Annotated in this window: 24 protein-coding genes; 17 read left to right on the top strand and 7 right to left on the bottom strand. The window is 37.2% G+C overall.

Features of this window, described 5'->3' with window-relative positions:
* Positions 1-131: 131 nt before the first annotated feature.
* Both rpsT and coaA read right to left on the bottom strand, forming a co-directional pair.
* Positions 132-380: a 30S ribosomal protein S20 gene (rpsT, locus tag H346_RS0101875; RefSeq protein WP_027969583.1), complete on the bottom strand. Its 249-nt coding sequence runs from the start codon at positions 378-380 to the stop codon at positions 132-134.
* A 53-nt stretch (positions 381-433) separates the two neighbouring features.
* Positions 434-1,354, bottom strand: coding sequence for a type I pantothenate kinase (gene coaA, locus H346_RS0101870; RefSeq protein ID WP_027969582.1), 921 nt, complete (start codon positions 1,352-1,354; stop codon positions 434-436).
* A 275-nt stretch (positions 1,355-1,629) separates the two neighbouring features.
* Here coaA and H346_RS0101865 point away from each other — a divergent pair, with 275 nt between their 5' ends.
* From H346_RS0101865 to H346_RS0101830, 8 genes are all read left to right on the top strand, one after another.
* Positions 1,630-2,220 carry a class I SAM-dependent methyltransferase gene (locus H346_RS0101865; protein WP_341830602.1) on the top strand — a complete coding sequence of 197 codons (591 nt, stop codon included), beginning with the start codon at positions 1,630-1,632 and terminating at the stop codon, positions 2,218-2,220.
* The gene (locus H346_RS0101860; RefSeq protein ID WP_027969580.1) at positions 2,207-3,484 is read left to right on the top strand and encodes a pyrimidine-nucleoside phosphorylase; all 1,278 of its coding nucleotides are present in this window, start codon (positions 2,207-2,209) and stop codon (positions 3,482-3,484) included. The genes H346_RS0101865 and H346_RS0101860 overlap by 14 nt, the downstream gene beginning before the upstream one ends.
* Positions 3,485-3,499: 15 nt before the next feature.
* Positions 3,500-4,162, top strand: coding sequence for a deoxyribose-phosphate aldolase (gene deoC, locus H346_RS0101855; protein ID WP_027969579.1), 663 nt, complete (start codon positions 3,500-3,502; stop codon positions 4,160-4,162).
* Positions 4,149-4,538 (top strand): cytidine deaminase, encoded by a 390-nt coding sequence (locus tag H346_RS0101850; RefSeq protein WP_027969578.1) that lies wholly within the window; start codon positions 4,149-4,151, stop codon positions 4,536-4,538. Before deoC ends, H346_RS0101850 begins: the two co-directional genes overlap by 14 nt.
* Before the next feature lie 92 nt (positions 4,539-4,630).
* Entirely contained in the window at positions 4,631-5,683 is a 1,053-nt protein-coding gene (locus tag H346_RS0101845) for a BMP family lipoprotein (protein WP_027969577.1), read from the top strand.
* Positions 5,684-5,813: 130 nt separating this feature from the next.
* Positions 5,814-7,346 (top strand): ABC transporter ATP-binding protein, encoded by a 1,533-nt coding sequence (locus tag H346_RS0101840; RefSeq protein WP_027969576.1) that lies wholly within the window; start codon positions 5,814-5,816, stop codon positions 7,344-7,346.
* A complete protein-coding gene (locus H346_RS0101835) occupies positions 7,339-8,403 on the top strand; it encodes an ABC transporter permease (protein WP_027969575.1) in 1,065 nt (354 codons plus the stop codon). Before H346_RS0101840 ends, H346_RS0101835 begins: the two co-directional genes overlap by 8 nt.
* Before the next feature lies 1 nt (position 8,404).
* Entirely contained in the window at positions 8,405-9,361 is a 957-nt protein-coding gene (locus tag H346_RS0101830; RefSeq protein WP_027969574.1) for an ABC transporter permease, read from the top strand.
* 306 nt (positions 9,362-9,667) lie between these two features.
* Here the strand turns inward: H346_RS0101830 and H346_RS0101825 are convergent, their stop codons facing one another.
* From H346_RS0101825 to H346_RS0101810, 4 genes are all read right to left on the bottom strand, one after another.
* On the bottom strand, positions 9,668-11,383 hold the full coding sequence (locus H346_RS0101825; RefSeq protein ID WP_027969573.1) for a phospho-sugar mutase: 1,716 nt from the start codon (positions 11,381-11,383) through the stop codon (positions 9,668-9,670).
* A 166-nt stretch (positions 11,384-11,549) separates the two neighbouring features.
* Positions 11,550-12,119, bottom strand: a complete 570-nt coding sequence (locus H346_RS0101820) for an ECF transporter S component (RefSeq protein ID WP_027969572.1) — start codon at positions 12,117-12,119, stop codon at positions 11,550-11,552.
* Positions 12,120-12,153: 34 nt separating this feature from the next.
* Positions 12,154-12,720, bottom strand: coding sequence for a phosphopantothenoylcysteine decarboxylase (gene coaC, locus H346_RS0101815; protein ID WP_027969571.1), 567 nt, complete (start codon positions 12,718-12,720; stop codon positions 12,154-12,156).
* On the bottom strand, positions 12,713-13,399 hold the full coding sequence (locus H346_RS0101810) for a phosphopantothenate--cysteine ligase (RefSeq protein ID WP_341830601.1): 687 nt from the start codon (positions 13,397-13,399) through the stop codon (positions 12,713-12,715). Before H346_RS0101810 ends, coaC begins: the two co-directional genes overlap by 8 nt.
* A gap of 223 nt (positions 13,400-13,622) precedes the next feature.
* On the opposite strand from H346_RS0101810, the gene H346_RS0101805 reads away from it, so the two are divergent.
* The 9 genes from H346_RS0101805 (at position 13,623) to cls (ending at position 23,475) form a co-directional block, all read left to right on the top strand.
* Positions 13,623-14,444 (top strand): lipoate--protein ligase family protein, encoded by an 822-nt coding sequence (locus tag H346_RS0101805; protein ID WP_027969569.1) that lies wholly within the window; start codon positions 13,623-13,625, stop codon positions 14,442-14,444.
* Between the two features lie 12 nt (positions 14,445-14,456).
* Positions 14,457-15,656, top strand: a complete 1,200-nt coding sequence (locus H346_RS0101800) for an NADH-dependent flavin oxidoreductase (protein ID WP_027969568.1) — start codon at positions 14,457-14,459, stop codon at positions 15,654-15,656.
* Positions 15,653-16,651, top strand: a complete 999-nt coding sequence (locus H346_RS0101795; protein WP_027969567.1) for an LLM class flavin-dependent oxidoreductase — start codon at positions 15,653-15,655, stop codon at positions 16,649-16,651. The genes H346_RS0101800 and H346_RS0101795 overlap by 4 nt, the downstream gene beginning before the upstream one ends.
* Before the next feature lie 41 nt (positions 16,652-16,692).
* Positions 16,693-17,025, top strand: a complete 333-nt coding sequence (locus tag H346_RS0101790; protein WP_027969566.1) for a glycine cleavage system H family protein — start codon at positions 16,693-16,695, stop codon at positions 17,023-17,025.
* Positions 17,018-17,842, top strand: a complete 825-nt coding sequence (locus H346_RS0101785) for a protein-ADP-ribose hydrolase (protein ID WP_027969565.1) — start codon at positions 17,018-17,020, stop codon at positions 17,840-17,842. Before H346_RS0101790 ends, H346_RS0101785 begins: the two co-directional genes overlap by 8 nt.
* Positions 17,817-18,713: an SIR2 family NAD-dependent protein deacylase gene (locus H346_RS0101780; protein WP_027969564.1), complete on the top strand. Its 897-nt coding sequence runs from the start codon at positions 17,817-17,819 to the stop codon at positions 18,711-18,713. Before H346_RS0101785 ends, H346_RS0101780 begins: the two co-directional genes overlap by 26 nt.
* 29 nt (positions 18,714-18,742) lie before the next feature.
* Positions 18,743-19,762, top strand: a complete 1,020-nt coding sequence (gene lplA / locus H346_RS0101775; protein WP_027969563.1) for a lipoate--protein ligase — start codon at positions 18,743-18,745, stop codon at positions 19,760-19,762.
* 116 nt (positions 19,763-19,878) lie between these two features.
* Positions 19,879-21,549 (top strand): formate--tetrahydrofolate ligase, encoded by a 1,671-nt coding sequence (locus H346_RS0101770; protein ID WP_027969562.1) that lies wholly within the window; start codon positions 19,879-19,881, stop codon positions 21,547-21,549.
* Between the two features lie 348 nt (positions 21,550-21,897).
* Positions 21,898-23,475: a cardiolipin synthase gene (gene cls / locus H346_RS0101765; RefSeq protein ID WP_027969561.1), complete on the top strand. Its 1,578-nt coding sequence runs from the start codon at positions 21,898-21,900 to the stop codon at positions 23,473-23,475.
* 245 nt (positions 23,476-23,720) lie between these two features.
* Here the strand turns inward: cls and guaA are convergent, their stop codons facing one another.
* Complete coding sequence (gene guaA / locus H346_RS0101760; RefSeq protein ID WP_027969560.1) at positions 23,721-25,283, bottom strand: glutamine-hydrolyzing GMP synthase; 1,563 nt, start codon at positions 25,281-25,283, stop codon at positions 23,721-23,723.
* Positions 25,284-25,458: the final 175 nt, after the last annotated feature.

Below are 25,458 nucleotides of genomic sequence, written 5' to 3'. Positions count from 1 at the left end.
TGTAGTCACTGAACTGTGTTTAGCTAAGATCGTTCTCTCTTCATCTGTACAACCAATCATCGTGATTTTTATCATTTTTTTCAGTTAAATGGCAAAAGAAAAACTCCAATCGGAGTTTTCATTGGATACTATTAGCCAAGTTTAGCAGCGAGACGTGCTTTATCACGGCTTGCTTTATTTTTATGAATCAACCCTTTTGATTCAGCTTTGTCGATGCTTGAAGAAGCAGTGCGGAAAAGCTCTTCAGATGGGTTCGCTTCAAATGCCTTGATAGCAGTACGCATAGCTGATTTTTGTGCTGAGTTTTTTTGGTTTGCTTTAACGTTAAGTTCAGCACGTTTAATAGCCGATTTAATATTTGCCAATGGTTTCACCTCCAAATTAATCTAACTCCACTATTATATAGAAAATAGATGCATTTGGCAAGTCTTTATCACTTTTTGAAGTAAATTTCGTCAATTTTATGGTCATCTGCTTTATGAAGAATTAATTCAGCACGATTTCGAGTCGGTTCGATAAATTTTTCGAGATTCTCCAAATTAACTGTTTTCCAGACTTTTCGAGCAAAATTAATAGCCTCTGCTTGAGGTAATTTGGTATATTGTGCATAGTAGCTTCTAGGGTTATTTTTTGCTAATTCGAGAATGCTCAAAAATCGTTCAATATACCAATGTTCGATATGGTTGCTATCAGCATCAATATAAATCGAAAAATCAAAGTAATCACTCATATACAGACGGTGATTTTGCTGGTTTTGAAAAACATTGATTCCTTCAACAATTAGGAAATCGGGACTGTTAAATTGCTGCATTTGGTTAGGAAGAATGTCATAAATCTCATGTGAATAGACAGGGACAGAAGCAGACTGTCCATTTTTGATGGTGTCTAAAAAATTTAACAGCAATTCCATGTTATAAGATTCTGGAAAACCCTTACGATTGAGGATTCCATTTTCAATGAGGGTCTGGTTAGGATATAAGAAACCATCAGTTGTTACTAATTCAACACTACTGTTTGGGTGTGTTCGGGACAATAGCAACTGCAATAAACGGCTAGTTGTTGATTTCCCAACAGCAACAGATCCAGATATCCCAATGATAAAAGGTCTTGATTGAATTTCTTTTTTTAGAAAGAGACTTTTAGAAAAAGATAAATTTTCCTGTGCAATTTTATAAATTTGAATTAAATGAATTAACGGGAGATAAATGTCAATCACATCAGTAATGTTAATATGGTCATTTAGACTTGTAATACTTTTAAGTTCCTCTTGTGTCAGTAAAGGTTTTGTTTTTTGGTGCAACTCTTTCCAAGATTCTCTGGAAATCTTTTCAAAGTTGATAAATTCATTTGACATACGAACTCCTAATATTTTAACAGTGCTTGCATTATATCATTTCAGATAAAAAATGAAAAATTTTTAGTTTGAATTTGTGAGAAAATCGGTATCATTTTTTGAAAAAAATCGAACGTTTAAAGAGCATTTTTCTGAAAATTAAAAAGAGCGAGCTCAATGTTCGGATTTACCGATTGATCAGATGAAAAACCTTAAAAACAAGCGTCTTGTAAACCGTTTCAAAGTGTGATAGAATGAAAAAGCATCTTAAAAAGATAGGAAAAACAACGACGAAAATGTATTATGATGAGAATCCAAACAGTATTCATGATATTCATGAGCTGAAAGTAACCTTACTAAATTATCCATTTACGTTCTTAACTGATTCTGGTGTCTTTTCAAAGAAAATGATTGATTTTGGGAGTCAAGTTTTGCTAAATACGCTAGATTTCAGTAGAAATGAACGTGTTTTGGATTTGGGGTGTGGGTATGGGCCATTAGGAATAAGTTTAGCAAAGGTTCAAGGTGTTCAGGCGACTTTGGTGGATATTAATAATCGTGCGGTTGATTTAGCTAGGAAAAATGCTAGTAATAACCAAGTTGAAGTGGCTATTTTTCAATCAAATATCTACGAAAATGTCAATGGACAATTTGAACATATTATTAGTAATCCCCCTATCCGAGCAGGCAAAAAAGTTGTTCATGAAATCATTGAAAAGAGCATTGATTTTTTAGTTGACGAGGGTGACTTAACGATTGTTATCCAAAAGAAACAAGGGGCGCCTAGTGCTAAAGAAAAGATGGCAACTATTTTTGGCAATGTTGAGATTATGAAAAAAGACAAAGGTTATTATGTTCTAAGGAGTAGAAAGCATGAGAACAGTTGATTTAATTCAAAAGAAACGTGACGGTAAAAAATTGACAACCGAAGAAATAAACTGGTTAATTAGTGGCTATGCTAATGGTACCATTCCGGATTATCAAATGGCTGCTCTTGCCATGGCAATTTATTTCAAAGGTATGACCACACGTGAAACACGTGATTTAACTATGAGTATGGTTAAGACTGGTGAGCAAATTGATCTTTCTGCTATTTCTGGCATTAAGACTGATAAACATTCAACAGGTGGTGTAGGAGACAAGGTGACCTTGATTTTAGCTCCTCTTGTGGCGAGTTTTGATGTTCCTGTGGCGAAAATGAGCGGTCGTGGTTTAGGGCACACAGGTGGCACTCTTGATAAATTGGAGGCTATTAAAGGGTTTCAGATTGACCGTAGCCAAGAAGACTTTATCAAGCAAGTCCAAGAAATTGGTATTTCTGTAATTGGACAATCAGACAAGCTTGTTAAAGCAGATAAATTGCTGTATGCTCTGCGTGATGTCACTGCAACCGTTGATATCATTCCCTTGATTGCAAGTTCTGTCATGAGTAAGAAAATAGCAGCAGGTGCTGATAGTATTTTGCTTGATGTTACTGTTGGTGATGGCGCATTTATGAAAACGATCGAGGAAGCTGAAAAATTATCAAGGCTAATGGTAGATTTAGGTAAAGAAGTTGGCCGTAAGACAGTAGCAGTAATTACCAATATGAGTCAGCCATTAGGACGTGCCATTGGTAACCGTTTGGAGGTTTTAGAAGCTCTTGACATTATGCAGGGCAAGGGACGTGAAGATCTTACGCATTTTATTTGTGAATTGGCTCAAATTATGCTAAGCCTAGCAGGGGTTGAGGAGACACTTGAAACTATTCGAAAAAAACTTGTTGACGGAACAGCCTTGAAGAAATTTGAAGAAATGGTTGTTTATCAAGGAGGAGATCTTAACGACCTTTACCGTCCGTCACAATCTGCTGTTCAGACAGAAGTATTTGCTTCTGAAGATGGCTATATCAAAGCATTACCGGCTTTGGAATTTGGCTTGTTTGCCATGAGATTAGGGGCAGGTCGAGCAGTTAAAACAGATCCTCTGGATTATGAATCTGGTATTGTTTTTGACAAGAAAGTTGGGGATCCTATTATCAAGGGAGATCGCATTGCAATCATCTTTTCACAAGAAGTTTTGGATGAAAAACTGCTTACAGAATTTGAAAAAAATGTTAAAATAGGTGCAGAACAAGTTAAGTCCAAAGAGATTATTAAAATTATTTCCTAAGGAGGAATTATCGAAATGAACATTAACAAATACATTGATCACACACTTCTAAAAGCGGATAGTGTTCAATCACAGCTTGATCAGTTGATTGATGAAGCAAAAACTTACGATTTTGCAAGTGTTTGTGTAAATCCAAGTTGGGTGGCATATGCAGCGAAGGCTCTAAAAGATTCGGATGTAAAGGTTTGTACAGTTGTTGGTTTTCCTTTAGGTGCAACGACATCGGCTACCAAAGCCTTTGAAACAAAAGATGCTATCGCAAATGGTGCTGACGAGATTGATATGGTTATCAATATCGGTCTCTTAAAACAAGGAAATGATCAAGCTGTTGAAGATGACATGCGTGCTGTTGTTGAAGCTAGCGGTGATAAACTGGTTAAAGTTATCATTGAGGCTTGTCTTTTAACAGATGAAGAGAAAGTTAGAGCATGTCAGTTAGCTGTTAAAGCAGGAGTTGATTTTGTTAAAACCTCTACAGGTTTTTCGACTGGCGGTGCCACTATTTCGGATGTGAAGTTAATGCGTCAAACTGTAGGTCCAGATATTGGTGTTAAAGCTGCTGGTGGTGCACGTTCACTTGAAGATGCGCTAGCATTTATTGAAGCGGGTGCAACTCGTATTGGGACATCTGCTGGTGTGACCATTATGAGAGGTGAAGTTGCAAATGGTGGCTATTGATCTCATTTCTTTAGCTATTGAGGCTAGTAAGCATGCCTATGTTCCTTATTCTCATTTTCCAATTGGAGCAGCTTTGAAGACCAAAGATGGTACAATCTATACCGGTTGTAATATTGAAAATGCAAGTTTTGGTTTGACTAATTGTGGTGAGCGAACAGCTATTTTTAAAGCTGTTTCAGATGGGCATAAGGAGTTGGTAGAGATTGCTATTTATGGAGAAACTCAAGAACCTGTCTCCCCTTGTGGTGCGTGCCGTCAAGTAATGGCAGAATTCTTTGAATCGTCTTCTACGGTAACCTTAATAGCCAAAAATGGTCAAACACTTAAAACGACTGTTGGTGATTTACTTCCCTATTCTTTTACAGATTTAGCATAATCTGATTTATTCTAGTTATCTAGCCGTCTTGGCTTTATATTTACTTTTGGCAACTTGTTTGCTAGAAATATTTTTTAGGAGGGTTCATATTCATGAACAAGAAATTTATTGGTCTTGGTTTAGCTTCGATAGCTTTACTAAGTTTAGCTGCTTGTGGTAACCGTGGTGCTTCTAAAGGTGAAGGAACTGGAAAAACCAATTTAAAAGTTGCAATGGTTACTGATACTGGTGGTGTTGATGATAAATCATTCAACCAATCAGCTTGGGAAGGCTTGCAGGCTTGGGGTAAAGAAATGGGTCTGAAAAAAGGCACTGGTTTCGATTACTTCCAATCTACAAGTGAATCTGAGTATGCAACAAACCTTGATACAGCCGTTTCAAATGGCTACCAACTGATTTATGGTATTGGATTTGCCTTAAAAGATGCCATTGCTAAAACAGCAGGTGATAATGAAAAGGTAAAATTTGTTATCATTGATGAGGTTATTGAAGGTAAAAATAATGTTGCTAGTGTCACATTTGCAGACCATGAAGCAGCTTACCTTGCAGGTATTGCAGCGGCGAAAACAACTAAAACTAAAACAGTTGGTTTTGTAGGTGGCATGGAAGGTACTGTTATCACACGTTTTGAAAAAGGTTTTGAAGCAGGGGTTAAATCTGTTGATCCATCAATCAAAATCAAAGTAGACTATGCAGGATCATTTGGTGACGCTGCTAAAGGTAAAACAATTGCAGCAGCTCAATACGCAGCCGGTGCAGATGTTATTTATCAAGCCGCAGGTGGAACTGGAGCAGGGGTATTCAATGAAGCTAAAGCTGTCAACGAAAAACGTGCTGAGTCTGATAAAGTTTGGGTAATCGGTGTTGACCGTGACCAAAAAGATGAAGGTAAATACACTTCTAAAGATGGAAAAGCATCTAACTTTGTTCTTGCATCATCAATCAAGGAAGTTGGTAAGGCTGTTCAATTGATTAATAAACAAACAGCAGATAAGAAATTCCCTGGTGGAAAGACAACTGTTTATGGTTTGAAAGATGGTGGTGTTGAAATTGCAACAACAAATGTTTCAAAAGAAGTTATCAAAGCCATTAAAGAAGCAAAAGAAAAAATTAAATCTGGTGACATTAAAGTTCCTGAAAAATAGTATTTAAAACAAGAAGCGCGACCTTTGTCGGTCGCCCTTTTTGGACTGAGATAACTTTTGTCTCAGTAAAACTTGTGACAAATGACAAGTTTTACTGAAATAAAAGATTGAATTGAAAGGAAATTATCCTATGACACAGCATGTCATTGAAATGAGAGAAATCACGAAAAAATTTGGTGATTTTATTGCAAATGACCACATTAATTTGAATCTCAGAAAAGGTGAGATTCATGCCTTGCTAGGTGAAAATGGGGCAGGTAAATCGACTTTGATGAATATGCTAGCTGGTTTGTTAGAACCAACTAGTGGAGAAATTATCATTAATGATAAGCCAGTTATGATTGATTCACCTTCTAAATCAGCTAAACTTGGTATTGGAATGGTTCACCAACATTTTATGTTAGTAGAAGCCTTTACCGTTGCTGAGAACATTATTTTAGGAAATGAAGTTGTTAAAAATGGTTGTTTAGATCTGAAACAGGCATCAAAAGAGATTAAAGAACTATCAGAAAAATACGGTCTTGCAATCAATCCAGCTGCTAAAGTTGCTGATATTTCAGTTGGTGCTCAACAGCGGGTTGAGATTTTAAAGACCCTGTATCGTGGTGCAGACATCCTAATTTTTGATGAACCAACAGCTGTTTTAACACCAGCTGAAATTGAAGAGTTAATGTTAATCATGCGAAACTTGGTTAAAGAGGGCAAATCTATTATTTTAATCACTCATAAATTGGATGAAATCAGAGCGGTGGCTGATCGTGTGACGGTTATTCGTCGTGGTAAGAGTATCCAAACCGTTGATGTGGCAGGAGCAACGTCACAAGATTTGGCTGAAATGATGGTTGGGCGTTCGGTTTCTTTCACAACAACTAAAAAACCATCTGAACCTAAAGATATTGTTTTATCTATTAAAAATTTAGAAGTTAACGAAAATCGTGGTATTCCAGCAGTTAAAGGATTATCGCTTGATGTTAGAGCCGGTGAAATTGTTGGTATTGCAGGTATTGACGGTAACGGGCAATCTGAATTAATTCAAGCCATTACAGGACTACGTAAAGTTAAATCTGGTAGTATCATGATTAAAAATCAGGAAGTGACGCATTTAAGTTCACGAAAAATTACAGAATTGTCAGTTGGGCATGTGCCAGAAGATCGTCATAGAGATGGTTTAGTTTTAGATCTTTCTTTAGCTGAGAATACAGCTTTACAAACTTATTACAAGGAACCATTAAGTCAAAAAGGTATTTTAAATTATAGTAAAATCAGAGAGTATGCACGTCATTTGATGAAAGAATTTGACGTGCGAGGAGCAAACGAATTAGTTCCTGCCCGTGGTTTCTCAGGTGGTAACCAGCAAAAAGCGATTATCGCTCGTGAAGTTGACCGAAATCCTGATTTGTTAATTGTTAGTCAACCGACTCGTGGTTTGGATGTCGGAGCAATTGAATATATTCATAAGCGTCTGATTGAAGAGCGTGACAAAGGAAAGGCTGTCCTCGTTGTTAGTTTTGAACTTGATGAAATTTTGAATTTATCAGACCGTATTGCGGTTATCCATGATGGTAAAATTCAAGGTATTGTATTGCCAAAAGATACGAATAAACAAGAACTAGGTATCTTGATGGCTGGTGGTTCCATTCATAAGGAGGAAAGTCATGTCTAACAAAGCACAAAAAATTGCTGTGCCAATGATTTCCGTCTTGTTAGGATTTTTACTTGGCGCCATTATTATGTTTATTTTCGGCTATGATCCAATTTGGGGATACGAAGGTCTTTTTCAAACTGCTTTTGGTAGTGTTAAAAATATCGGGGAAATTTTTAGGGCAATGGGACCTCTAATCTTAATCGCTCTTGGGTTTACGGTTGCTAGCCGTGCGGGCTTCTTTAATGTCGGTCTGTCAGGTCAAGCCTTGGCTGGCTGGATTGCAGCGGGTTGGTTTGCACTTGTTAATCCAGACATGCCACGTCCGTTCTTGATTATGATGACCATTCTTATTGGTATGATTGCTGGAGGAATTGCTGGTGCTATTCCTGGTATTTTAAGAGCTTACCTTGGTACAAGTGAAGTTATTGTTACCATTATGATGAACTACATCATTCTTTATGTTGGTAATGCGATTATTCAAAAGGGGTATCCTGAAAGTGTTAAACAAAGTATTGACTCAACTATTCAGGTTAGTGACAATGCCAGTTATCAAACACAGTGGTTGTCAGCTTTAACGAATAATTCACGTATTAACATTGGTATTTTCTTTGCAATTATTGCCATTGCAGTTATTTGGTTCTTATTGAACAAAACCACTCTTGGTTTTGAAATTCGTTCTGTTGGTCTTAATCCCCATGCTTCTGAATATGCAGGAATGTCATCTAAACGTACGATTATCTTGTCAATGATTATTTCAGGGGCTCTTGCTGGCTTAGGAGGGGTTGTTGAAGGACTGGGAACTTTTGAAAATGTTTTTGTCCAGGGCTCATCGCTAGCCGTTGGGTTTGATGGTATGGCGGTAAGCTTGCTTGCGGCTAACTCACCAGTTGGCATATTCTTCTCATCCTTCCTATTTGGTGTCTTGAATATTGGCGCTCCAGGGATGAATATTGCAGGTATTCCACCAGAGCTTGTTAAAGTAGTAACTGCTTCTATTATTTTCTTCGTTGGGGCACACTACCTTATTGAACGTTATCTGATTCGACCAAAAAAAACAGTGAAAGGAGGTAAATAAGATGAGTTTAGTAACCATTTTTGCTTTATTAGTGTCATCTATGCTTATCTATGCAACACCTCTTATTTTTACAAGTATTGGTGGTACTTTCTCTGAACGTTCAGGTGTTGTTAATGTCGGTTTAGAAGGAATTATGGTAATGGGGGCTTTTTCAGGGATTGTGTTCAACCTTGAGTTTGCTGAAACTTTTGGAAAAGCCACACCTTGGATTGCTATTTTAGTTGGTGGTATCGTCGGGTTGATTTTTTCTCTTATTCACGCTTTAGCAACAATTAATTTTAGGGCTGACCATATTGTTAGTGGGACTGTTTTAAATCTTTTAGCACCATCCTTTACTATTTTCTTGGTTAAGGTAATGTATGGTAAGGGGCAAACAGATAATATTCAACAATCTTTTGGTAAATTTGATTTTCCAGTATTGTCTCAGATTCCTGTTATTGGTGATATTTTCTTTAAAAATACAAGTTTGATTGGTTACCTAGCAGTTGCTTTTTCTTTCCTTGCTTGGTTTATCCTTTATAAAACAAGATTTGGGTTGCGTTTGCGTTCTGTTGGCGAACACCCTCAAGCAGCGGATACACTTGGTATCAATGTTTATTTGATGAAGTATTGTGGTGTTATGATTTCAGGTTTTCTTGGAGGAATTGGTGGGGCTGTTTATGCGCAATCAATCTCAGTTAACTTTGCCGTGACAACTATCTTAGGTCCTGGATTTATTGCCCTTGCTGCGATGATCTTTGGTAAATGGAATCCAGTAGGTGCAATGCTGTCAAGTTTATTCTTTGGTTTATCTCAAAGTTTGGCAGTTATAGGCGCTCAGTTACCATTATTGGAAAAAATTCCGACAGTTTATTTGCAAATTGCACCTTACGTGGTAACAGTTATTATTCTTGCGGCTTTCTTTGGACAAGCAGTTGCTCCAAAAGCTGATGGTGTTAATTATATTAAATCTAAATAAAGAAAAAGGTGCAACTCCCCTTGATGATTCATCAAAGGGAGTTTTTGTGTTTGAATGAGTTTTGAAGTTTTAGGCATAAATATAGAAAAAGGAAAAAGAATATGAGAGATATTTATGGGGAAAATAAAAGAACTGAGTTGATGATCTCAATTCTTTTAACCGTATAATCTGCTATGTTATCAAAATCAGTCCTCATTTAATAAGGACTGATCATTAGAAACTGCGCTAAAAGTTAGTTGACCTGTGTTGGGAATCAAATGGTATGGGTATGCATGGCAGCATGAGAAGGACTAGAGACCTATTTTTCTAACCAACAAAGGCATTGATTTCCGCTTCGATATTAGTGATTTTCTCTTTAGCACTTGCAAGGGTATCTCCAACTGTGGCAATATAAAATTTAATTTTTGGTTCTGTTCCGGAGGGTCTTACGGCAAACCAACTATCATCGGCTAAAGTGTATTTTAAAACATTACTTGGAGGAGTAGCTAGAGATGTTAGCCCCTCTTTAGATTCTGCGGTCTGTGCCAAGAAATCCTCAGTTAAGACAATATCAGTTTGATTAAATTGGCTTGGGGCATTATCACGGAATTTATCCATGATTTTTTGGATTTCAGCAGTGCCATCGAGACCGGAAAGGGTAATAGATATGGTTTTTTCAGCGAAATAACCGTATTCCTTGTAGATTTCATCAATCCCATCAGCAAGTGTTAAACCACGAGAGCGGTAATAAGCTGCGATTTCAGCAATTAAAAGAACTGCTTGGATCGCATCTTTATCACGGACAAATGGTTTTACGAGATAGCCGAAACTTTCTTCAAAACCAAACATATAAGTGTGGTTCTGTTTTTCTTCAAATTCTTGAATTTTTTCAGCGATAAATTTGAAACCTGTGAGCACATTAAACATGGTTGCACCATAGCTTTCAGCAATTTTGGTAACTAATTCTGTTGATACAGTTGATTTGGCAAGAGCAGCATTTTCTGGAAGCGTACCAGCTTGCTTATGAGCTTCTAAAATATATTTAGCCATTAAAGCACCAATCTGATTACCAGACAAATTCCAATAGCTTCCATCAGCTTGACGAATTTCAACACCAAGACGATCTGCATCTGGGTCAGTAGCGACTAAAACATCTGCATTAACTTGGCGTCCTAGTGTTTCAGCTAATGCAAAGGCTGCTTGACTTTCAGGATTTGGTGATTTAACTGTAGAAAAATCTGGATCTGGTTTTGCTTGTGTTTCAACCACTTGAACGGCTTCAAAACCAGCTTGAGCAAGGGCACGACGAGCTAACATTTCACCTGTACCATGAAGTGGTGTATAGACAATTTTCATATCACGACCGTATTGATCAATCAACTCCTGGTTAATAGTGACATGCTTAACTTCTTTAAGGTATTCAACATCAACATCTTCACCAATAACTGTTATCAAACCAGAAGTTTTAGCTTCTTCAAGGTCAGCTAATTCAATCGTAAACGGATTATCAATTGTGCGGATAAAGTTTGTTAAAGCGTCAGCATCGGCAGGTGGCATTTGTCCACCGTCTTGACCATACACCTTGTAACCATTGAATGGAGCTGGGTTGTGGCTAGCTGTTACCATGATACCAGCAAAAGCACCAAGGTGACGCACTGCAAATGATAACTCTGGAGTTGGACGTAGGGATTCAAATACATATGATTTAATGCCATGTGCTGCCAGAACTTGAGCGGATTCAAAGGCAAATTCTGATGAAAAATGTCGCGAATCATAAGCAATAGCAACACCAGCTTTTTTAGCCTCTTCACCTTTTGATTTGACTAATTTTGCAAGCCCTTCAGTTGCTTGACGAACGACATAGATGTTAATACGGTTTGTTCCTGCACCGATATAACCACGCATACCAGCAGTGCCAAACTCAAGAGTTGTGTAAAAAGCATCTTCTTTCGTTTTTTCATCCATATGAAGTAATTCGTCTTTTAAATAGGTCGGAAGATCAGGGACATTAAGCCATTTTTGGTAATTTTCTGTGTAAGTCATAGTCGTCTCCTTATATATTTTTAACCGCTTTCATTATAACATGTTGAAAAGAAAAAATCACTAATTTTTTACAATGGTTTACAAAGACCTTTTCAATTTTTCAGATAATTAATAATGATATAAAAAGCATGCCCATTATTTTAGAAGCATGCTTAATGATGAATGGTTATTTTTTTATTTTAGAAAGTGTCGGGACAAGGGCAACAGTCACAAGGGCTGAAATGACTATCTCTGCGATAGCATTTGTTGAAATAATAGCTGTCAGCAAAGTTTTGATATTACCTCCAAAAACAGTTGCAAAAAAGACAAAAATACCCGATAAGACAAAAATAGTATTTGTTAGCGAACCGACCATACCAGAGAGAACAAGTCCAACCTTATTAGGGATGAGTTTATAACAATAAGAGGGTGTTATCCCGATAAGAATACGTGGTACCATTGCAATCATCAATGAAGCGAAGTTTCCATTGTCAACAAAAGGCGAAAAAAGGTAACTTGTTGGTAAAAGAATAACCGTATTTGTGATAATGCTAATCAGTCCCATTAACCCACCTAAAATAGCTCCGATACGTGGTCCATACATAATCGAAGCAACAATAACAGGAATATGAACGAGTGTTGGTTTAATGGGAACAGGCCAAAGATTAAACACCAGATTACTGATAAAATGAATGACTAACATCATAGCAAAAAAGATAGCAATACGAGAAATTTCAGATGATTTATGACGGTTCATTTCATTCTCCGATAAGTTTTGATAATTGTTTGAATTAAGGAACAAGTTTAGGGGTTCTAATTCCCAAAACAGCATCAATGGCTTGTAAAATAATATCAAGATCAGCCAAAGCTCCAGGTCCTGTATCACCACAAGCTAGCAAACTTGTTTTGGGAGGAATCTCATCAAAGCCAACTGCTATTAGACGTTTGATATTTTCTTGAGTTATTGGATTTTGATACATTTTTGTATTCATAGCTGGAGCCATTAATTTTGGAGTGGTTGTAGGTAAGGCAAGGGCGACACTGGTGACAATATTATCTGCAAAGCCATAAGAAAGATGGGCTAAAGTATTGGCACTTGCAGGGGCAAGAATAAAAAGATCTGTTTGTTTAGCCAATTCGATATGATTGACAATTTTGACATTATCTTCTTTCATGACATCAAGATGAACTGGATTTTTTGATAAGACTTGTAGTGTTAATGGAGGAATAAAAGCAGTGGCAGCTTCTGTCATCAAAACAGTAACTTCATAGCCTTTTTTGACCAACTGACTAGTTAAATCAGCGGCCTTGTAGGCAGATATACTTCCAGAAATGGCTAAAGTGATGTGTTTAGTCATGTTTAGTAACCCTTTCATACAATAAGTTTGCGATGGCTTCTTTAGTATTTGCTGTAAACACCTCTTTGTCAGAGACCAATAGTGCCTTATGTTTACCTAATTGAATGTCAGATAAATCATTGGCAAGAATGTAGTCAGCATTGTTTTTTTCAAGGCTTTCTCGAGCCACCGCAACCAATTTCTCCTTAGAAACATTGACCAGAAGTTTAAAGCCAATCAGAATAATATCAGGATTCCATTTTTTGACGTAAGAAATGAGTTTAGGTGTTTTTTTCAAAAAAAGAACCTGATAATCAGATTTAGAAGAAATCTTATGTTCACTATTATGATTTGTTAAAAAGTCACTGAGATTCTCAGCATTGACAACTTCTTCAAAATCAGTCATATACACAGGAGTATAATCAGAAACAGCCATGCTATGGATTAGGAGATCATGTTTTGGAACTTGCTCTTTTAAAGCAATCATTAATTCTTGAACAGTTGTGATCTCAATAATGGTCAAATAACCAGATTTTACTGGTTTAACCGCAGTTTTAGTGGTAATTAAGGTCACTTCATGATGATGTTTCAAAAATTGTTCCGCCACTAATTTACCAAGTTGTCCTGTTGAATGGTTAGTGATACCTCTAACAGCATCAATGGGTGCGGTTGTACCGCCTGAAGTGATTAATAGTTTCATAGCCATATTTTATCAGAAAAAAAGGCAATAGTAAAATAGATGTCATCCTAATTTTAAGTTATCTAGACTAGTTTGATTAATAGTTTTATTTAAAGAGATTATTTTTAGAGAAAATTAATAAAAATAAGAAAAAAATAAGGAAATATCAAGGCATCATAGTGGCAAAATTAAAGGGATTAGGCTAAAATAGAGGAAGCGGTTTCAGATAAGGAAGGAAAAATTTATGATAAATATTAGGAATTTAACAGACTTACCTGTTTCTGTTTATGAGGATAAGCTTATCCAACCACAGGACGCTTTGAGTCCTTTTGCATGGACAGAAGTGTTTCTGAGAGAGATTAATCGGCAGCCAAAACAAGTCATTTTACATGTTTGGCCAATGGCAAAAACAGTCATTCTAGGAATGTTAGATAGACAGTTGCCCTATTTTGATTTGGCTAAAAAAGAAGTCGAAAGTACGGGCTATGTTCCTGTTGTTCGTAATATTGGAGGACTGGCTGTTGTTGCTGATGAAGGGATTTTGAATTTTTCGTTGATTATTCCAGATGCTTTTTCAGAACGAATCAGTATTGCCAACGCTTATTTGATAATGGTGGACCTGATAAAAGCAATGTTTTCAGATTATTATCAGCAGATTGATCATTTTGAAATCGAACAATCATACTGTCCAGGAAATTATGACTTGAGTATTGCTGGTCGAAAATTTGCTGGAATGGCACAGCGTCGTGTCAAGAATGGTATCGTTGTTTCGATCTATCTAAGTGTTTGTGGCAATCAGTTAAAGCGTGGTCAAATGATTGCTGCTTTCTATAAAGCGGGAAAGCAAGGTAAGACAACCAAAGTGACCTATCCTCAAGTTATCCCAGAATCTATGGCTAATCTCTCAGATCTGCTTGATACCCCATTTACAGTGTTAGATATGGTAGAGCGCCTTCAATTAACCCTAAAGCAGCTAGGATTTTCATTTCGTGCTAAGCAACTAACGCAAGGCTTAATTTCGGACTTTGAGGTTACTTACCAACGGATGCATTTAGAAAGGCACTAGAAAGGATCCTGAATGAAAAAAGTGTTTATTCCTTTATTTGATGCCTTGACATTACCAAATGGTACGGTTTTAACCAATCGATTTGTTTTATCGCCTATGGTAACCAATTCCTCAACGGCAGATGGCTTTGTTACTAAAGATGATTTGGCATATGCATTGAGACGAGCAGCATCAACCCCTCTACAAATTACTGGTGCAGCTTATATTGATCCTTATGGTCAATTATTTGAATATGGTTTTAGTGTTGCTAAGGATGACGACATTGCCGGGTTAACACGATTAGCTAAAGCAATGAAATCCAAAGGAGCCAAGGCAATTTTGCAATTAACTCATGCTGGTCGTTTTGCAAGTCACGCTTTAACAATACATGGGTTTGTTTATGGACCGAGTCAAATGCAGCTTAAGTCTCCTAAACCACATGAAGTCAAATCCTTAACTTGTCAACAAATAGAGGAGTTGGTTGAAGCTTATGCTCAAGCGACACGAAGAGCTATTCAAGCTGGTTTTGACGGTGTGGAGGTATCATCAGCCCAACGATTATTAATTCAAACCTTTTTCTCAACTTTCTCCAATCAAAGACGAGATAATTATGGGGGTCAATCTCTCACAAGCCGCTCTAGGTTTGGGTTGGATATTTTGAAAGCGGTTCAAGATGTGATTAATCAGGAAGCTCCAGATCAGTTTATCTTTGGGTTTCGAGCGACCCCTGAGGAAACTAGGGGAAATCAAATTGGCTACTCGATTGAAGACTTTTTACAATTTATGGATTTGGCGCTTGATGTTGCTAAATTAGATTATCTAGCCATTGCCAGTTGGGGACATCATATTTTCAGAAATACTGTTCGTTCATTAGGCATTTATCATGGTCACTTGGTTAATCAGGTGGTTTGGGAATATCTGAAAAATCGTTTGCCAGTTATGGCTACAGGCGGTATCAATACTCCTGAAAAAGCACTGGAAGCTTTTGCTTATTCTGACTTTGTCGGACTATCGACTCCCTTAGTTGTTGATCCTGAATTTGTAAGTAAAATAAGAGAAGGACGCGAAAAGAGTATTCATTTAAGAATTCATTTGGAGGATTTAGACAGCTTAGCAATTCCTCATGCAGCTTTTAAAGATATTGTTCCGTTGATGGATTACGGAGAATCCTTACCTCAGGAATCTCGCGCCTTATTTCGTGGTCTATCTCAAAACTACAAGGAGAATAAATGAAAGTTAGTGTTCTTGATTATGGTGTGATTGATAAAGAAAAAACACCACAAGAGGCTTTGAATGATACCCGATTATTGGCTCAAAAAGCAGATGATTTGGGGTTTAACCGTTTTTGGGTAGCCGAACACCATAATATTCATGCCTTTGCGATAAGCAGTCCAGAACTTCTAATGATGCATTTGGCAAACCATACCAAATCAATTCGGATAGGATCTGGTGGTATTATGGCTTTGCATTATAGCAGTTTTAAAATCGCAGAAATGATGATGACGCTAGAAGCTCTACATCCTAATCGTATTGATTTAGGACTAGGCAATTCTCTAGGCACTCCTTTGGTTAAGGGAGCTTTGTTAAGCACTCACCGTAAGGAAGATTATGGTCGAGTTTTAGAGGAATTGAGTCACTATCTTTCTTTTAACAAAGAAAATCCTCTAGCAATTACTGTTAATCCTAAAGGAGATTCTTACCCTCAACTTTGGCTGTTGAGCAACAGTCAAGAAACAGCAGAACATGCTGCTAATCTGGGTCTAGGATATACCTTTGGTATTTTTCCTTATATGCCTAAAAATCCCATTGAGGAAGCCCAAAAAGTATCCGCATGCTACCGACAAACTTTTACCCCTTCAAGTCAGTTAACAAGACCTCAATTAATGCTAGCCGTTTTTATCGTAATTGCTGAGACAGACGATGAGGCAAAATTGCTAGCAAAATCCCTTGATATTTGGATGCTTGGAAACCAAGATTTCAATGAGTTTAAGACTTATCCTGATACAGAAGAAGCTTGTTCCTATGCACTGACAGCAAAGCAGAAAAAGGTAATTTCTGCTAACCGTAGTCGGATGATTATCGGATCACCACAGAAAGTAAAAAAGAAATTAGATGAACTGATTGCAGCTAGCCAAGCGGAGGAATTACTTGTCATCCCTTTGGTTCCTCGTATAGAAAATCGCCTTAAATCGTTAGAACTTCTGGCTAATTTATACTTAACCCTCTGATTTGATAAAGAATTTAGGTCCTAAGCAGAAAGGAAATTAAAATGAAAAAATTTGCAAATTACTTATTAATTGAAAAAATAGATGACCACTATACTATTAGTATGACACCAGAATTACAAGATGATATTGGAACAATCGGCTATGCCCACTTCACAGAAAATGATACTGTAGCAGTTGATGACGTTATTGTCAATTTAGAAGCGTCAAAAACAGTCATATCTATTTTATCACCGCTTGCTGGGAAAATTGTTGAACGAAATGAGGCAGCAAGGCTAATACCAGATCTTCTAAATTCAGAAAAACCTGAATATAATTGGCTTCTTGTATTAACAGATGTTGATCAGGTAGCTTTTGAAAGCCTTGAAGATGCTTAATTCCTTCAAACAATTAGGAAGAATGATTCGGTTTTTACAATCAGAAAATCTATCCGATTTCTCCGTTTCTCCCATTCCTGACCAACTAGAAAAAAGGCAAGTTTTGTGGCGCTCTTTGATTAATCAGCGCCCTGCTTTACCAATTTCACAAGACTATCTTATTCTGGAAGACGATTACCTTAAGCATTGGCGTGCTACCATTTCACCTGTGACTTTGGAAAATTGCCAAAAAACGAATCACATAGGCATTTATAGCTACCATGGTGATATAAGGTATCTTGCTATCGATGCTATTGTTAATGCTGCTAATAGTGAACTATTGGGGTGTTTTATTCCTAATCATACCTGTGTTGATAATACTATTCACACCTTTGCTGGTTATCGTTTACGCTTAGCCTGTCATGATATGATGGTTGAACAAGGACATAAAGAGGGAATTGGGCAGGCAAAATTAACCGCTGCTTATCACCTACCTGCAAATTATATTATTCATACAGTTGGACCACAAATAGGAGTAGGGCAGAAACTATCACCTATTCGGGCGGACTTACTAGCATGTTGCTACCGATCATGTCTAAACTTAGCAATGAACCAAAAGCTAGAAACCATCGCATTTTGCACCATTTCAACAGGTGAATTTGGATTTCCTAAAAAAGAAGCCGCACAAATTGCCATTGATACGGTTTTGAAATGGCAAAAAGAGTATCCAAACCAATTATCAGTCATTTTTAATACCTTTACTTCAGAAGATAAAACCTTATATGAAACTTATTTGAGAAAGGAGAAGTGGAGTGACCATTTGGACAATTTATCCTAAAGAAAATCTGCAACAGGCAGAACAACTTGCTCAATTAATTAAAGAAGCAGATGCGCTTGTTGTTGGTATCGGAGCGGGCATGTCAGCAGCAGATGGCTTTACCTATGTCGGACCGAGATTTGAATCTGCTTTTCCAGATTTTATTGCAAAATACCAGTTTTTAGATATGCTTCAAGCCAGTCTTTTTGATTTTGAGGATTGGCAGGAATATTGGGCTTTTCAAAGTCGGTTTGTAGCTTTAAACTACCTTGATCAGCCAGTCGGTCAGTCGTATGTAGACTTACGTGCCCTTCTTGAAACGAAAGATTATCATATTATCACGACCAATGCTGATAATGCCTTTTGGGTAGCTAATTATGATCCGAACAAGATTTTTCATATCCAAGGAGAGTACGGTCTATGGCAATGCAGTCAACATTGTCATCAGCAAACTTATAAAGATAATGCCTTAATTCGACAAATGATTGCTGAACAAAAAAACATGAGAGTTTCAAGCCAGCTGATTCCCTATTGTCCAAAATGCGGTGCACCATTTGAAATCAATAAGCGGAATGAAGAAAAAGGGATGGTTGAAGATGTGGATTTCCATGCTCAAAAATCACGTTATGAGACCTTTTTATCAGCCCATCAAAAGGACAAGGCTCTCTATTTAGAAATTGGTGTTGGGCATACCACTCCGCAATTTATTAAACACCCTTTTTGGAAGCACGTATCAGAGAATCCCAATGCTTTTCTTGTGACTTTAAATCATAAGCATTACCGTATTCCTGTTCCCTTAAGACAACGAAGTTTGGAACTTACGGATCACATTGCCCAGTTAATTAGTGAAACGAAAACCATTTACCAAAACCAATCAGAAAATCTTATTTGAGTGTAAGAAATAGAAAGAGGGAGATTAAGATGTACCTTATTGAACCGATTCGTAATGGAAAACGTATTACCGACGGTGCTATTGCACTTGCTATGCAAGTTTATGTCCAAGAAAATATCGTTTTAGATGATGATATTTTATTTCCATACTATTGTGACCCCAAAGTTGAAATTGGAAAATTTCAAAATGCAGAGATTGAAACTAACCAAGATTACTTGAAGGAACATCATATTCCAGTTGTTCGTCGGGATACTGGTGGCGGAGCTGTTTATGTTGATTCAGGTGCCGTTAATATCTGTTACCTTATCAATGATAATGGCATTTTTGGTGATTTTAAACGGACCTACACACCTGTTATCGAAGCCCTTCGTCGATTGGGTGCAACAGGAGTTAAAATGACAGGGCGAAACGATTTAGTGATTGAGGGGAAAAAGGTATCTGGTGCAGCCATGACAATTACTAAGGGGCGTGTCTATGGGGGGTATTCTCTTCTTTTAGATGTGGATTTTGATGCTATGGAAAATGTCTTGACTCCTAATCGTAAAAAAATAGAATCAAAAGGGATCAAATCTGTTCGTAGTCGCGTCGGTAGTATCAGAGAGCACTTGGCTGATCAATATCAGGGCATAACTATTGATGAATTTAAAAATTTAATAGTTTGTCAGTTATTAAAAATTGAAAACATTACTCAAGCCAAACGATATGATCTAACCGAGGAAGATTGGCAACAGATTGATGCTTTGACAGAACGTAAGTATAAAAACTGGGATTGGAACTATGGGAATTCCCCACAATACCGTTATCACAGAGAAGGACGGCTTTCTGGGGGAACGGTTGATATTCATTTAGCCATTGAAAAGGGGCAAATTACTGCTTGTCGTATCTATGGAGACTTCTTTAGTAAGACAGATATTGCTGACCTTGAAAATCTTCTTATCGGTACTCGTATGAAAGAAGAGGAGGTTTTACAGGTCCTTGAATCAACAGCATTAAAATCGTATCTTGGTGCAGCAACAGCAGAAGAATTGACTCGTTTAATATTTTCTTGATAAAGGTATGGTCTTATCATGTATAAAAAACGAACCTTTTTTTACTATGTTTAAAAAATGTACGACAAAAGTGAAATATGATATAATGGCTGTATTAGAAAATTTGAGGAGTTATCATGAAATCAGATATAGAAATTGCCCAAAGTATTTGTCTAAAACCAATCACTGAAATTGGTAAAAAAGTCGGTATAGATTTTGATGACATTGAGCTTTATGGCAAATATAAAGCAAAATTATCTTTTGAAAAAATAAAAGCTGTCGAGACGAATACTCCTGGAAAATTAATCTTGGTAACTGCTATTAATCCAACTCCAGCAGGAGAAGGAAAATCGACAATGTCTATCGGATTAGCAGACGCTTTAAATAAACTCGGTAAGAAAACCATGCTTGCTCTGCGTGAGCCTTCGCTTGGACCGGTTATGGGGATCAAAGGGGGAGCAGCAGGGGGTGGCTATGCGCAGGTTTTACCTATGGAAGACATTAATCTTCATTTTACGGGTGATATGCATGCCATTACGACAGCCAACAATGCCTTATCAGCTTTGATTGATAATCATTTGCAGCAAGGAAATGATTTAGAAATTGATCAGCGCCGTATTATTTGGAAACGTGTGGTCGACCTTAATGATCGTGCCCTTCGTCAAATTATTGTCGGTCTAGGGAGTCCGATAAATGGTATCCCACGAGAAGACGGTTTTGATATTACTGTAGCCTCCGAGATTATGGCCATTCTTTGTTTGGCAACGGATCTGAAAGATCTAAAGGCACGTTTAGCGAATATTGTTATCGCTTATCGCTATGATAAGTCACCAATCTATGTTCGTGATTTGAAGGTTGAAGGTGCCTTGACTTTGATTTTGAAAGATGCTATTAAACCAAACCTTGTGCAAACAATTTATGGAACCCCTGCCTTGGTTCACGGAGGTCCATTTGCCAATATTGCTCACGGTTGTAATTCCGTATTGGCAACAACGACAGCTCTTCGTTTGGCAGATTATACGGTTACAGAAGCTGGCTTCGGTGCTGATCTAGGAGCCGAAAAATTCTTAGACATAAAAGTACCAAACTTGCCTAAAGCACCGGATGTGATCGTTATTGTTGCGACCCTACGTGCTCTTAAAATGCAAGGAGGAGTTGCCAAGACAGAATTATCATTTGAAAATATTGAAGCTATCCAAAAGGGTTTTGCAAATCTTAAACGCCATGTTGAGAATATGCGCAAGTATCATATTCCTGTTATTGTGGCTATTAATGAATTTGTCGCAGACACAGAAGCCGAAATTCATGCTTTAAAAACTTTATGTAAAGAGATTGATGTTCCGGTTGAATTAGCCAGTGTTTGGGCAAACGGTGCAGAAGGCGGTTTAGATCTGGCTAAAACGGTTATGCATCTGATTGCTCAAGAAACAGCAGACTATAAACGACTGTACTCCGATGAAGAGACATTAGAAGAAAAAATCACAAAAATTATTACTCAGATTTATGGTGGAAAAGCAGTTCAATTTGGACCAAAGGCTAAAAAACAACTTAAACAATTTACTGAGCTTGGTTGGGATCGCTTACCAGTATGCATGGCTAAAACCCAATACAGTTTTTCAGATAACCCATTTTTACTAGGAGCTCCAACCGATTTCACCATTACCATTCGTGAATTTGTTCCTAAAACAGGGGCAGGATTCATTGTTGCCTTAACCAGTGATGTGATGACAATGCCGGGTTTACCTAAAGTCCCAGCTGCTATGAACATGGACGTGTCAGAAGATGGGACAGCACTTGGTTTATTCTAGGGATACCTCCTTAAAAAGTGAATCTAGGGGATTAATAAAAAGATCTAGTGAGATCTTTTTTTAGTTAATATCTTTAAGAACAAAGGCTAGAATAGAAGTTTTAGGAGTGAATTTTTTGATCTACTTAGTTAGTATTCCTTTTATCATATTTGAGACAAAGATCTTTTAGTTTGATAGAATAGGATAAAAGATAAAATGGCGGTGTCAACGGACTAAGCAGAGAACTTCTTTAACCCTTCAAAGAGACAATTGGTAAAATAGTATTTGATAATTATTTTAAAAATGGAAATCCAGTACGGGCATCGCAAGCATTGCTATGATATAATAAATAAAAATGAATTTGGAGGATTGATCATCAAAAAGAAAGCAAAAGTAAAATATTTGCTCCATAAAGGGAAACGGAGATTTCTAAGAGGGATTTTTAGTCGAACAACCATTATTGCACTTTTGATCATCCTTCAACTTATCTTTTTGTTTCAATCTTATGCATGGATGGAGCAGTATCGTGTTTGGGTAACCATTTTGGAAAGTATCTTTGCCATTGCCATTGTTTTGTACTTGGTTAATAGTGAAATGGATGCGATTTCAAGAATGACTTGGTTAATTTTGATTATGATTGCTCCTTTATTAGGATCACTTTTCCTGATCTACACCAAATTAGATTGGGGTTACCGAGGCTTAAAGCAAAGAATTAACCATTTAGTAGATCTTTCTGCCCCTTATTTAAGAGATGACGACGCTATTTTAGCTATTTTAAAAGGTAATACCTCAACCACTTACCATCTGGTACAGTATCTAGAACGAAGTCACGGTCATTTTCCAATTTACAATAACACGCATGTAACTTATTTTCCGACGGGCGAAGCTTTTTTTGAAAATTTAAAAGAAAAGTTACTTGTAGCTAAAAAATACATTTTTCTAGAATTTTTTATTATCGCCGAAGGGCAGATGTGGGGGGAAATCCTCAGTATTTTAGAAAAAAAAGTTGCTGAAGGGGTTGAAATTAGAGTTTTATTTGATGGGATGAATGAGCTGTCAACCCTATCTTCAGATTACGCGGTTAGACTGCAACGTTTGGGGATAAAAGCTAAATCTTTTTTACCAATTTCACCTTTTATTTCAACCTATTACAACTATCGAGATCATCGAAAAATTGTGGTGATTGATGGTGAAATTGCCTTTACAGGTGGCATGAACTTGGCTGATGAATACATTAATGAAATTGAACGTTTTGGTCACTGGAAAGATGCTGGTTTAATGGTAGAGGGTGAAGCGACCGATAGTTTTTTAATTCTCTTTTTACAGATGTGGTCCATTACAGAAAAAAAACTGATTATTGAGCCGTATCTTTCTGAACATTCTACTCCAATTAGGTCAAATGGTTATGTTATCCCTTATGGCGACTCACCACTTGATACTGATAAGATTGGTGAAAATGTTTATATTGACATTTTAAATCACGCTAAGGACTACGTTTATATCATGACACCCTACCTTATTTTAGATAGTGAAATGGAGCATGCCTTGAGATTTGCTGCCGAGCGTGGAGTGGATATTCGGATTATCATGCCTGGTATACCTGACAAAGGTGTTCCTTATGCTTTAGCCAAAACGTATTACAAAGCCTTGATGATTTCTGGTGTAAAAATCTACGAATACAAGCCTGGATTTGTACACTCTAAAGTTTTTGTTTCCGATAATACCAAGGCAGTAGTAGGGACTATTAATCTAGATTATCGCAGCCTCTATCATCATTTTGAATGTGCAGCATATTTATATCGTGTCTCTGCCATAGCTGACATTGTCAATGATTTCAAAGAAACACAGGAAAAGTCACTCTTGGTGACAGAATATCAGCTAAGGCACAGACCTTGGCACCAAAAATTAGTTGGTCTTTTGGCAAGAACCATTGCGCCTCTCTTGTAATTTCTACTAAATTCTGTTAGAATAAACACATGCGATGAGTCGATTGTGATTTTTAATCACTTTTGCGCAGGGGAGATCATTAAGGCGGGAAGCCGATCTTGATAACTTGTGTGAACCGTTTTATCACATTCTTTTTGTAGAGTGCCCCTCAGAGTTGAGAAAAATCTCAACTCTTTTTTGGTTTTCAAAAAACCAACAAACCGCATAAAACACTTGGTTTTATGCGGTTTGTTGTATAATATTTTCTATTCCCACTCAACTGTTGCTGGTGGTTTACTGGTAATATCGTAGACAATGCGGTTGACATGATCAACTTCGTTAACAATACGAGTAGAAATTTTCTTAAGAACATCCCATGGGAGTTGTGCGAAATCTGCTGTCATGCCATCAATAGAAGTGATCGCACGAATGGCGATGGTATAGTCGTACGTACGACTATCTCCCATAACACCAACTGAACGGACACCAGTATTGACAGTAAAGTATTGCCAAACATCACGATCAAGACCGGCTTTTGCAATTTCTTCACGGAGAATTGCATCTGATTCACGAACTGTTTCAAGCTTTTCTTCGGTAATTGCTCCCATAACACGAATGGCAAGCCCAGGTCCAGGAAAAGGTTGACGCCAAACGATTTCTTCAGGCATACCAAGTGCAATGCCAAGTGCACGGACTTCATCTTTAAATAGGGTATTTAATGGCTCAATTAATTCAAACTCCATATCATCTGGAAGTCCACCAACATTATGATGTGATTTGATAGTCTGAGCAGTTTCTGTTCCGGACTCAATAATATCAGTATAAAGAGTTCCTTGAGCAAGAAAATCAACACCTTTTAATTTTCTTGCTTCATCATCAAAAAGATAGACAAACTCATTACCAATAATTTTTCGTTTTTTCTCAGGATCTTCAACATCGGCAAGAAGATCCAGGAAGCGTTTTGAGGCATCAACTCGGATGATGTTTAATCCAAATTTACCACCAAGCATTCTCATAACCTGATCACCTTCATCCTTACGAAGAAGACCATGGTCAACAAAAATACAGGTTAATTGGCTACCAATAGCTTTTTGAAGAAGAACACCAACAACTGATGAATCTACACCACCAGAAAGTCCTAAAAGGACTTTACGATTACCAACTGTCTCACGAATTTTAGTAATTTCCATTTCAATGAAATTATCCATGGACCAATCACCATGTGCACCACAAATAGTCAGTGCAAAGTTTTTAAGAATATCGTTTCCATAAATGGAATGCCTTACTTCGGGATGAAATTGAATTCCATAAAGATTTTTTTCAATATTCTCCATTGCTGCATAAGGACAATCTTTTGAATCTCCAACAAGATGGAAACCTTCAGGAATCTCAGTAACAGCATCACCATGACTCATTAAAACAAGTTGTTCTTCAGGAGTTCCAGCAAAGAGCCTTGATTCAGCACGAAGGTGAAGGGTTGACTGACCATATTCACGATTTCCGGCTTGACCAGCAGGAACAACTTTACCACCCAAAGTGTGTGTAATCAATTGCATACCGTAACAAATCCCAAGAATCGGAATACCTAGTTCAAAGATTTTAGGATCAATCCCAAAGGCATTATCAGCATAAACAGAATTTGGACCACCTGATAAAATAATACCAATTGGATTGATTTCACGAAGTTCTCTAGCAGTAATTTTATGGCTTTTAAGTTCAGAGAATACACCAAACTCTCGAATACGTCTAGCAATAAGTTGATTGTATTGGCTACCATAATCAAGAACAATAATTTTTTGAACATCATTCAAAATTGAATTTTCAGTCATTAGAATCCTTTCATTCTATACCAACCATCGGGCTGATAGTTTTCATCCTATTGTAGCATATTTTTGCTAAAAAGGCATTAGAATTTATTAGTGCTCAACAACTGGATACCAGTTTTTCACTCTACATTTTTAATATTCTCAAAGATTTTATCTCTAAACAAACTTAATACCTTTT

Source organism: Streptococcus castoreus DSM 17536 (genome assembly GCF_000425025.1).
In the GTDB taxonomy this organism is placed as follows: Bacteria; Bacillota; Bacilli; order Lactobacillales; family Streptococcaceae; genus Streptococcus; species Streptococcus castoreus.
This window is presented reverse-complemented; position numbering and strand designations above follow the sequence as displayed.